The sequence below is a fragment of the Flavobacterium sp. genome, assembly GCF_044361065.1.
In the GTDB taxonomy this organism is placed as follows: domain Bacteria; phylum Bacteroidota; class Bacteroidia; order Flavobacteriales; family Flavobacteriaceae; genus Flavobacterium.
Window position 1 is genome coordinate 1 of the sequence record NZ_JBIKJI010000074.1, and the last position, 9,810, is coordinate 9,810.

Sequence of the window (9,810 nt, forward strand, 5' to 3'; positions counted from 1 at the left end):
GATCAAAAAAACCAACTAATTCGTATTTTTCTGACTGATTTAATAATCGTAAATGTATTTTTCCTAAGTGACCAGCACCTAAAACTCCGACTTTTAACATAAAAATAAATTTCATCAAAAATAGTAATAAAATAAGAATTTACAAGATTTTAAAATTCCAAATTCCAACATTTTCAGATTTCAATTTTTTCTTAACAATTTAATTTTCAGATTTTAATTTTGGTTTTAGATTTTGGTGTTTAATTTTCTTGTTTTTTGGGAAAATTCCATCTAATTTTACATCACTAATTTACTTCAAAAATTGAAAGATACAAACAAACATCAAGGGCTTAGAAATCAACTCGTAAAACAGTTAGAAGAAAAGGGAATTACAGATAAAAATGTATTGGATGCTATTGCCAAAATTCCTCGTCATTTGTTTATTGACTCTAGTTTTGAAAATTTTGCTTACCAAGACAAAGCGTTTCCTATAGGAGCAGACCAAACCATTTCGCAACCTTATACCGTAGCTTTTCAGACGGAATTATTACAAGTAGAAAAAGATCATAAAATTTTGGAAATAGGCACGGGTAGTGGGTATCAAACAGCCGTTTTGTGTTTATTGGGAGCTAAAGTATATTCTGTTGAACGACAAAATGAATTGTTTAAAAAAACAAAAAATTTACTTTCGAAATTAAGCATTAACGTTATTCCAAAATTGCTTTCATTTGGAGACGGTTATAAAGGTTTGCCAGATTATGCTCCGTTTGACAGTATTATTGTAACGGCCGGTGCACCATCAATTCCTCAGGCATTAATGTCGCAATTAAAAATTGGTGGTAGGTTAGTGATTCCTGTTGGAGAAACAGAGCAAATTATGACCCTTTTGATACGAAAAAACGAAACGCAATTTGAAAAAACCGAATATGGGGATTTTAAATTTGTACCCTTATTAGAAAATAAAAATTAAAACCGCCAATTAATTTGACGGTTTTAAAATTGAAATATAGCGTTCCAAACAATCTAATTCTGTTTGCGCAATAAATAATAAAAAGTTTTCTTTATTTTTTTCTGCATGACAACTTTCTAAAGCGTTATAATACTTCATTCTGGACATTAATTCACCTTTGATATTAGCAATAACATAGCCATTTTGAAGTAAAATTAAATTCATTAACAAGCGCGAAGTTCTTCCATTTCCATCAATAAAAGGGTGAATACAAACCAAACGTTCATGCATTTCCGCAGCTAAAATTACTGGGTGTAACCTTTTTTTATTTTCAAAGTACCATAAATAGAGTTCTTCCATTTCTTTTGGAACCAAAAAAGGTTGTGGAGGTAAATGTTTACTGCCTTTTATCATAACTTGCGCTTTTCTATATTTTCCAGCATCTTCCGGATAAATACCTCTCAGTATTAAATTATGAATGGATAGCACTTGTCTTTCAGAAATTGAAATTTCATTTTGAACCAAATCTTTAATATAATCAATAGCTTCATTATGATTTAAAACTTCTAAATGCTCACGCATACTTTTTCCAGAAATAGTAAGTCCTTCGTTGATTATAAAATCTGTTTCTTGTAAGGTTAAAGTATTGCCCTCGATTTTATTGCTTTCAAAAGTGTATTCTAATTCTAATGCTTGAGTAATTCTAAAACTATCGTTATTTCTGTATCTATCTAATTCTTTTTTTAGTTCATCTATTTTTAAAAGAATATTTTCTAAATCGTCAGATAATTTCTGTCTTTTAAATGATGCATAATATCTAATTTCTTCCTCAGCAATCATCATTGCTTTTAAAGCATATTCATCTTGACCTATTTCGTCATAAATTCTTTCTTTAAGCCAAGTAATTAATAAGTCTTCGTAATTTAATTGTAAAATTTCTGACAATTTTAGCAGTTGTTCTTTGGTTGGTTTTCTTGAACCATTTTCATATTTACTGATTAAAGATTGATCAATATCAAGCGCTATTGCAACATCAATTGTTCGTAATTGATTTTCTAATCTGGCGTTTCTTAATATGTTTTTCATTAGTTACTTTTTTTGTCTTGACAAATTTAGTCATATTTTTTTGTTCTGAAAAAATATTTCCCCTATTTTTTCATATATTTGTAAAAATTTATTTTATGAAAAAGCATTTATATTTCTTTTTAATTTTATTCAGTTTTGTTTTAAATGCACAAGAGAAACCAAAATTAGTGGTTGGAATTGTGGTAGATCAAATGAAAACGGAATACCTGTATCGTTTTTCAAATGATTTTTCAAACAATGGTTTTAAAAAATTAATGGCAAAAGGATTCACCTTTCATAATATGCATTACAATTATATGCCAACATATACAGCTCCTGGGCACGCAGCGATTTTTACTGGCGCGTTACCAAATGTTAACGGAATTGTAGGTAACGATTGGTTTAATAAAGCTACTGGCAAAGAAATGTATTGTACTGATGATGCATCCGTTAGCACTTTAGTAGAAGGAACGGAATCTGAAGGAAAAATGTCGCCAAAAAATCTTTTTAGCACAACAATTACAGATGAATTAAAATTAGCTACAAATTTTAAAAGTAAGGTAATTGGAATCAGTATTAAAGACAGAGGGGCAATTTTACCAGCCGGACATTTTGCTGACTGGGCGTTTTGGTATACAAAAACAGGAAATTTTATCTCGAGTTCTTTTTATGGAAATAAATTACCAGATTGGACGATTCAATTTAATGAAGAAAAAAACTATTTAAAATATATTGAAAAAGGTTGGGATTTATTTAAACCAAAAGAAATTTACAACGAAAGTTTAAACGATAACAATCCATACGAAGGGAAATTATTTAAGAAAACACCTTTTTTTCCATACGATACGAAAGAAATGTTTACAAATAATGATGCCGGAGTATTAAGAACTACACCATACGGCAATAATTTAATTGCAGATTTTGCAAAAAAAGCCATCGAAAATGAGAAAATGGGTGCAGATGAAATTACTGATTTTTTAACTCTAAGTTTCTCCTCTACAGATTATGTTGGTCATGTTTTAGGCCCACGTTCCATAGAATTACAGGACACGTATTTACGTTTAGATGAAACAATAGCCGATTTTTTATCATATTTAGATGAAAAAGTAGGCAAAGGAAACTATTTAGTTTTCTTGACAGCAGATCATGCTGGTGCTGAAAACGCTACGTATTTAAAAGATAATAAATACGAGGTAGAAACTTTAAATAGTAAAAACATACAACAAAGTATTATCGATTTTTCTCAAAAAACGTTTGGCGAAAATTTGTTATTAGATTATTCAAATTTCAATATTTTTATAAATAAAGAAAAAGTAAATCAAAAGGGACTTGTTTTAAATGATGTAAAACAAAAATTCAAAACGTTTTTACTTTCGCAAAACTTTATTAGTAATGTTTTTACAGAAGAAGAAATTCAAAATTCGGGTTCAAATAATCAATTGTTACAAATTATTTCAAATGGTTATGATCCAAAACAGAACGGCGAATTAGTCTTGTTATTTAAGCCTGGTTTTATGGAATATTCTTCAACAGGAACTACGCACGGTTCGCCTTATTCTTATGACACACACGTGCCTTGCCTGTTTTATGGATGGAAAATTAAAAAAGGAGAATCGTTTAGCAAAAAAACAATTACACAAATAGCGCCAACTTTAGCTCAAAAGTTAAAAATAACCATGCCAAACGGCACGCAATCTGAAGTTTTAGAAGAAATACTTAAATAGATAAAAAAAGCACTGAATTTCAGTGCTTTTTTTGATTAACTATTTAATTTTCTCATATTTTTTTGTTTTTAAAATATGAGAGGCGGTTTGATAGATGGCAATGGTCTCTTTTCTCAATTTATCATCTATTTTTGTTTTCGGTTTTTCTTCATAAATAATACTGTATTCAGTAGTTAACGCTTCGTTTTTTTGTTGAATTAAATCGAACTGTTTTGTTTTTTTAATAGGTGAAATTATCGTTAAAACATCATCTTTTATATATCCTAAATCTTGATAGGTTGCAATGAAAGCTCTTGGTATGTAATTTGTATTTAAAACATCTTTTCCGAAAAATTTAGATTGGTATTTAAAGTTCAAAATACCTAAAACGGTTGGCATTACATCAATTTGAGAAACTAATTTGTCAATCTTTTGCGGTTGAATAAATCCAGGAGCATAAATAAAGGCAGGAATCCTATATTTATCCATTGGTAATTCCGTTTTTCCAGAACTTGAGGCGCAATGATCGGCTACTATAACAAATACTGTGTTTTTAAACCAGGCTTGTTTTTTTGCCATTTCAAAAAATTGTTTCAACGCATAATCGGTGTACATAACACCACCTTCTCTTGATTTTGCAGTACCTGAAATGCTAATTTTTCCTTCTGGATAAGTAAAAGGTCGGTGATTACTTACTGTCATCCAATGATTAAAGAAAGGTTTCCCTGTTTTAGCTTCTTCATTCATAACTTGAATCGCTTTTTTAGCCATATCTTCATCACAAACGCCCCAAATATTAGAGAATGAAATTTCGTTTGGTTTTAAGCTGGATTTGTCTACAATATCATATCCATTTCCTCCAAAAAAGTCTTGCATATTATCAAAATACGCATCGCCACCATATAAAAATTTTGAAGTATACCCTTTAGAATTAAAAACGCTAGCTGTAGTAAATTTGTTTTTATTGTCTTTTCGTTTTACTACACTTTCTCCAGGAGTGGGTGGTAAGCATAAGGTAACCGCTTCTAATCCTCTAACGGTTCTATTTCCAGTGGCATATAGATTGGTAAAAAACAGACTTTCTTCAGCTAATTGATCTAAGAAAGGTGTAATGTTATTCTGATTTCCGTAGTGTTTCATAAATTCTTCACTTAAACTTTCTACGGTTATTAATACAACATTTTTCTTTATTTCCGTTCCTTCAGAAGTAATGTTAATCGTATTATTTTTATAATTCACATTCACTATTGCCTCAAATTGCGCCAATTCTTCTTCGGGGAGCGTTTCGTAAAATTCAAAATAATCTAATTCGCTATTGGTAAATGCTTTATAGAATTTTTGAAGCCCATTACTTTGTAGTTCATTTGCAAATACATTCGAACTATTTTGTTGAGAAGTAATAACAGGAAGAATAAGGAAAGCACTACCGAGCAATAGTATTTGTACTCCAATAATTTTTAGTTTATTTGAAAAATTAGGTAAATTCTCCAAATACGATTTTGATTTTATTATTATTATATATGTAGCTGCAAACGATAATATACCTACTGATGCAAAAAGCGGCACCACTGGATAAGATTCCATAATATTTCCAATAACAGCATTGGTGTACACTAAATAATCTACAGCTATGAAGTTATATCTTACACCAAATTCATTCCAAAAGAAGAATTCGCTAACTGCATTTTGTATAATTAATAAAACAAATAAGAAAATAGTTAAAGAAAATAAAGCTAACCGAATTTGTTTTCTGTATTTTTCATTAAACAATAAGGCTGCAAAAAATATAGTTTTTAAACTTACAAAAGCAATTCCTATTTCTGGAACTACACCACCGTATTCACTTAAAATACTTTTACCAGAAAGAATGTAAAGTAAAATTGATACAAATACACCTAAAATAATATATCCGTAAGGTTTTTTAAATTTTGAATTGGATAAAAACAGCAAGTATAACCATAAAACCGTACCTACAAATACGAAAATAAACAAATCGGATACAAGTCCAAATCCAAAAATTTTTAAGATTTCTATACCAGAAAATTTACTTTGTGTGATAGGATGAAATAGTAAAATTATTCGGGTTAAAAAGCTTACAATCAAATAAAAAATCGCTATATTTGTATATACTAAATGATATTTTAGAATGCTTTTCATGAGTTTAAAATTTTAATCAAATATACAATAAATTAACTTTAAGTTAATTTTAAAACAATAATTAAATTAAACATATTATTATGAACGATGCACATGTACACATGGTGGTAAACCACTTTCCAATTATTGGAACCATTTTTGGATTAGGAATTTTAATTTCAGGGATTGTAATGAAAAACAACGTTATAAAAAATGTAGCGTATGTACTTTTTTGTATTTCGGCTATTTTTGGCTTTGCGAGTATGTTTACTGGCGAAGGAGCCGAAGAAATTGCTGAAAATTTACCTTCTATAACGGATCAAATTATTCATGAACATGAAGAAATGGCTGAGAAATTGGCTTTAGTATTGTATGTTTTAGCGGGAATTTCTTTAGTAGGATTGTATTTAAATTTTAAAAAGCACGCTAAAGCAAATTTAGTTTCTTATTTTGCTTTTGTTGTCGCTTTAGTGGCTGTGTTCTTAGGAAAACAAACGGGTACAACTGGTGGAGAAGTTCGTCATACAGAAATTAGAGCTAACGCAACCGTTGGAACTAATTTAGAAACGAATACGATAGAAGAAACGGACGAGGATTAATTAAAACATTATTTATAATAGTAAAGCCAATTTAGAAGTCATTTTGAATTGGCTTTTTTCATGTTACTTTCCGATACAGAAGTTAGCAAAAATATTGCCAAGTAACTCATCGTTAGTTACTTCACCCGTAATTTCACCAAAGAAATATAAAGCACTTCTGATGTCAATTGCCATTAAATCAGATGAGATTCCAGCATCTAAGCCCCATTTTACTTTTTGAATTTCTTCTAACGCTTTTAATAACGAATCGTAATGACGTGAGTTGGTTACAATGGTTTCATTATTTCGTAAAGCACCTGTGTTTACGAATGAAAGCAAGGTGTGTTTAAGTTCGTCAATGCCTGTTTTTTCTTTGGCAGAAATTGAAATGGATAATGGATAATTAATAATGGATAATTTTTCTGAAAGGAGTTTATGTTGCTCTTCGTTTAAAAAATCTATTTTATTAATAATCATTACAAGTGGTTTTTGAGGAAACTTATTCTTGATTTTTTCAATTTCAATTTTAAATTTGTTTTCATTTTCAATTATCAATTGTAAACTATCAATTAAATAAAGAACCACTTGCGCTTGTTCAATTTTCTCAAATGTTTTTTGAATTCCGATGCTTTCCACCACATCTTTCGTTTCACGGATTCCAGCGGTATCAATAAATCGGAAACCAATGCCGTCAATTACCAGTTCATCTTCAATGGTGTCTCGGGTGGTTCCCGCAATGTCAGAAACAATGGCGCGTTCTTCGTTTAATAAAGCATTCAATAAGGTTGATTTACCTACATTGGGTTCGCCTACAATGGCTACAGGAATACCGTTTTTAATTACGTTTCCTACTGCAAATGAGTCAATTAAACGTTTTAAAACAAATTCTATACGTGCTAATAATTCGTTAAAAGCGGTTCGGTCTGCAAAAGCAACATCTTCCTCAGCAAAGTCTAATTCCAATTCAATTAAGGAAGCAAAGTTTAATAATTCTTCACGAAGTTTCGCAATTTCATTACTAAATCCACCACGCATTTGTTGCATAGCAATTTGATGACTTGCTTCGTTATCTGATGCGATTAAATCGGCAACAGCTTCTGCTTGCGATAAATCTAATTTTCCGTTTAAAAAGGCACGTAAAGTAAATTCTCCTGCTTGCGCCATTTTCGCTCCTTTACGAAGCAGTAATTGAATGATTTGTTGTTGAATGAAAACAGAACCGTGACAAGAAATTTCTACTAGATTTTCGCCTGTATATGAATTTGGACCTTTAAAAATGGAAAGTAATACTTGATCATATGTTTTTGCACCATCCATAATATGTCCTAAATGAATGGTATGCGTTTTTTGCACCGCAATATTTTTACCAGAAACCGATTGAAATACCTCGGTAGCGATACTAATAGCGTCTTTCCCAGATAATCGAATAATAGCAATTGCTCCAGCGCCAGATGGCGTAGCTAAGGCAACTATGGTTTCTTGTAAAATCATATGATACGTTTTGTTTCTTGGCAAAGATAAAATTTTAGTTATTAGTAAGTAGTAATAAGTGAATAGTTTTTTTTGAGGAGTTAATTAGTTACTTGTGGCTGAGGCTCTCGAAGCTGCCATTGAAATTTCCGGTGGCTTCGAGTGCCTCAGCCACCGGAAGATTTGAGTAACTCAGTAACCACACACAATGACCACAACGTTTGTCATCCTGAAAGGATCTCTTTTAGTTTGTTTAATTACAAAAGTGAAGCGTATTGCGTGAGACCCTTTCAGGGTGACAAACGTTGGGTTTATTTTTATGTAACGAATTATCAAATTAAAAAATCAGTTTAATTCATTCTAATCTGCTTCATCTGTGTACCCAAACACCAATAAAAAAACCACAAAAGCTAAAAGCAATTGTGGTTTTAAATAGTAGTTAGGTTGGTTGTAATTTTTTTAGTTATTAAGCATTACTGGCATTACTAACATAGTAACAGTTTCGCCTTCATCTAATCCATCAATAGGAGTAAGGATTCCGGCTCTGTTTGGTAATGACATTTCTAATTGAATTTCATCACTTGTTAGGTTGTTTAACATTTCGGTTAAAAAACGAGAATTGAAACCAATTTGTAAATCGTCTCCGTGGTAATCACACGTTAAACGTTCGTCTGCTTTGTTTGAATAATCTATATCTTCTGCTGAAATATTTAATTCTGTTCCTGCAATTTTTAAACGAATTTGGTGCGTAGTTTTGTTAGCAAAAATAGCTACACGACGAACCGAATTTAAAAAAGTAACACGACTTAATATTAATTTATTTGGATTTTCTTTTGGAATTACTGCTTCGTAATTTGGATATTTTCCATCAATTAAACGACACGTTAAGATGTAGTTTTCAAATGAATAGGTAGCGTTAGAATCATTATATTCTACTTTAACTTCTGCATCTGAAGTGGCTAAAATTCCTTTTAAAATATTTAAAGGTTTTTTAGGCATAATAAATTCGGCACTTTGAGATGCTTTTACATCTGCTCGAGCATATTTTACTAATTTATGTGCATCTGTAGCTACGAAAATTAATCCTTCTGTAGAAAATTGAAAAAATACACCACTCATAACAGGGCGTAAATCGTCGTTTCCTGTTGCGAAAATGGTTTTACCAATTGCTGTTGCTAATACTTCTGCAGGAACAATAGTTGTAGAAGGGTCTTCTAACGCAACTGCTTTTGGAAATTCTTCACCAGCAGCATATGCAATCGCATATTTACCAGAATTTGAACTAATTTCAACAGTACTGTTTTCTTCAACTGTGAACGTTAAGGGTTGCTCTGGAAACGTTTTTAAAATATCTAATAGCAATTTTGCTGGTATAGCAACACTTCCTTTGCTGTTTGATTCAATTTCTAAGCTTGCCGACATAGTAGTTTCTAAATCGGAAGCTGAAACGTGTAATTGATTATTATCTAATTCAAATAAAAAATTATCAAGAATAGGTAAGGTGTTGTTACTATTAATAACACTTCCTAAAACTTGTAATTGTTTCAATAAATACGAACTGGATACTATAAAATTCATCATTTTCTAATTTTTTTCTTTTACAAATATAATGGGTTACAATTAAATCTAAAAATATACTTATTAACAACTAACGATTATATTTTTTCTTTCTTAAGTAGGTAAATAATAAACCAAAAATTCCTAATAACACAATGGGTAACGCCACAGTTAGCATTTGTGTTTGACTGTAGTTGTCTTGAACGCTTTGTTTATCTAATAAAGGAAGGGTGACATCTTTACTTCTAATGTTAATAAGTCCGTTATCGTCTAATAAATAATTTACGCTATTTAGTATAAATTCTTTGTTTCCGAAATATTGACTGGTGTATTTATCATATCCTAATTCAATAGGTGCGCCAGTCAATATTTC

The 9,810-nt window shown here is 30.6% G+C and carries 7 protein-coding genes and 2 pseudogenes; 3 read left to right on the top strand and 6 right to left on the bottom strand.

Going from position 1 to position 9,810, the window contains the following annotated elements:
- Nucleotides 1–100 (bottom strand): annotated as a pseudogene (locus ACIQ11_RS05930) (gfo/Idh/MocA family oxidoreductase); the annotation flags it as partial.
- Nucleotides 101–301: 201 nt separating this feature from the next.
- Between ACIQ11_RS05930 and ACIQ11_RS05935 the strand changes: the two are divergent.
- Nucleotides 302–949 carry a protein-L-isoaspartate(D-aspartate) O-methyltransferase gene (locus tag ACIQ11_RS05935; protein WP_396153717.1) on the top strand — a complete coding sequence of 216 codons (648 nt, stop codon included), beginning with the start codon at nt 302–304 and terminating at the stop codon, nt 947–949.
- 9 nt (nt 950–958) lie between these two features.
- On the opposite strand, the gene ACIQ11_RS05940 is transcribed toward ACIQ11_RS05935, so the two are convergent.
- Nucleotides 959–2,014 carry a Fic family protein gene (locus ACIQ11_RS05940; protein WP_396153719.1) on the bottom strand — a complete coding sequence of 352 codons (1,056 nt, stop codon included), beginning with the start codon at nt 2,012–2,014 and terminating at the stop codon, nt 959–961.
- Between the two features lie 95 nt (nt 2,015–2,109).
- Between ACIQ11_RS05940 and pafA the strand changes: the two genes are divergently transcribed.
- Nucleotides 2,110–3,717 (top strand): alkaline phosphatase PafA, encoded by a 1,608-nt coding sequence (gene pafA, locus ACIQ11_RS05945; protein WP_396153721.1) that lies wholly within the window; start codon nt 2,110–2,112, stop codon nt 3,715–3,717.
- 39 nt (nt 3,718–3,756) lie between these two features.
- Here pafA and ACIQ11_RS05950 read toward each other — a convergent pair whose 3' ends face one another.
- Nucleotides 3,757–5,853 carry an LTA synthase family protein gene (locus ACIQ11_RS05950; RefSeq protein WP_396153723.1) on the bottom strand — a complete coding sequence of 699 codons (2,097 nt, stop codon included), beginning with the start codon at nt 5,851–5,853 and terminating at the stop codon, nt 3,757–3,759.
- 80 nt (nt 5,854–5,933) lie between these two features.
- Here ACIQ11_RS05950 and ACIQ11_RS05955 point away from each other — a divergent pair, with 80 nt between their 5' ends.
- Nucleotides 5,934–6,431, top strand: a complete 498-nt coding sequence (locus ACIQ11_RS05955; RefSeq protein WP_396153725.1) for a hypothetical protein — start codon at nt 5,934–5,936, stop codon at nt 6,429–6,431.
- 63 nt (nt 6,432–6,494) lie between these two features.
- Here the strand turns inward: ACIQ11_RS05955 and mnmE are convergent, their stop codons facing one another.
- The 3 genes and pseudogenes from mnmE to ACIQ11_RS05970 all read right to left on the bottom strand — a co-directional run.
- Nucleotides 6,495–7,901, bottom strand: coding sequence for a tRNA uridine-5-carboxymethylaminomethyl(34) synthesis GTPase MnmE (gene mnmE, locus ACIQ11_RS05960; RefSeq protein WP_396153727.1), 1,407 nt, complete (start codon nt 7,899–7,901; stop codon nt 6,495–6,497).
- A gap of 438 nt (nt 7,902–8,339) precedes the next feature.
- Nucleotides 8,340–9,458 carry a DNA polymerase III subunit beta gene (dnaN, locus tag ACIQ11_RS05965; protein ID WP_291242309.1) on the bottom strand — a complete coding sequence of 373 codons (1,119 nt, stop codon included), beginning with the start codon at nt 9,456–9,458 and terminating at the stop codon, nt 8,340–8,342.
- 70 nt (nt 9,459–9,528) lie between these two features.
- A pseudogene (locus ACIQ11_RS05970) lies at nt 9,529–9,810 on the bottom strand (gliding motility-associated ABC transporter substrate-binding protein GldG); the annotation flags it as partial.

Coding starts and splice junctions, on each gene's coding strand:
- ACIQ11_RS05940 (WP_396153719.1), bottom strand. CDS start 2,014: ATGAAAAACATATTAAGAAACGCCAGATTAGAAAATCAATTACGAACA.
- pafA (WP_396153721.1), top strand. CDS start 2,110: ATGAAAAAGCATTTATATTTCTTTTTAATTTTATTCAGTTTTGTTTTA.
- ACIQ11_RS05950 (WP_396153723.1), bottom strand. CDS start 5,853: ATGAAAAGCATTCTAAAATATCATTTAGTATATACAAATATAGCGATT.
- ACIQ11_RS05955 (WP_396153725.1), top strand. CDS start 5,934: ATGAACGATGCACATGTACACATGGTGGTAAACCACTTTCCAATTATT.
- mnmE (WP_396153727.1), bottom strand. CDS start 7,901: ATGATTTTACAAGAAACCATAGTTGCCTTAGCTACGCCATCTGGCGCT.
- dnaN (WP_291242309.1), bottom strand. CDS start 9,458: ATGAATTTTATAGTATCCAGTTCGTATTTATTGAAACAATTACAAGTT.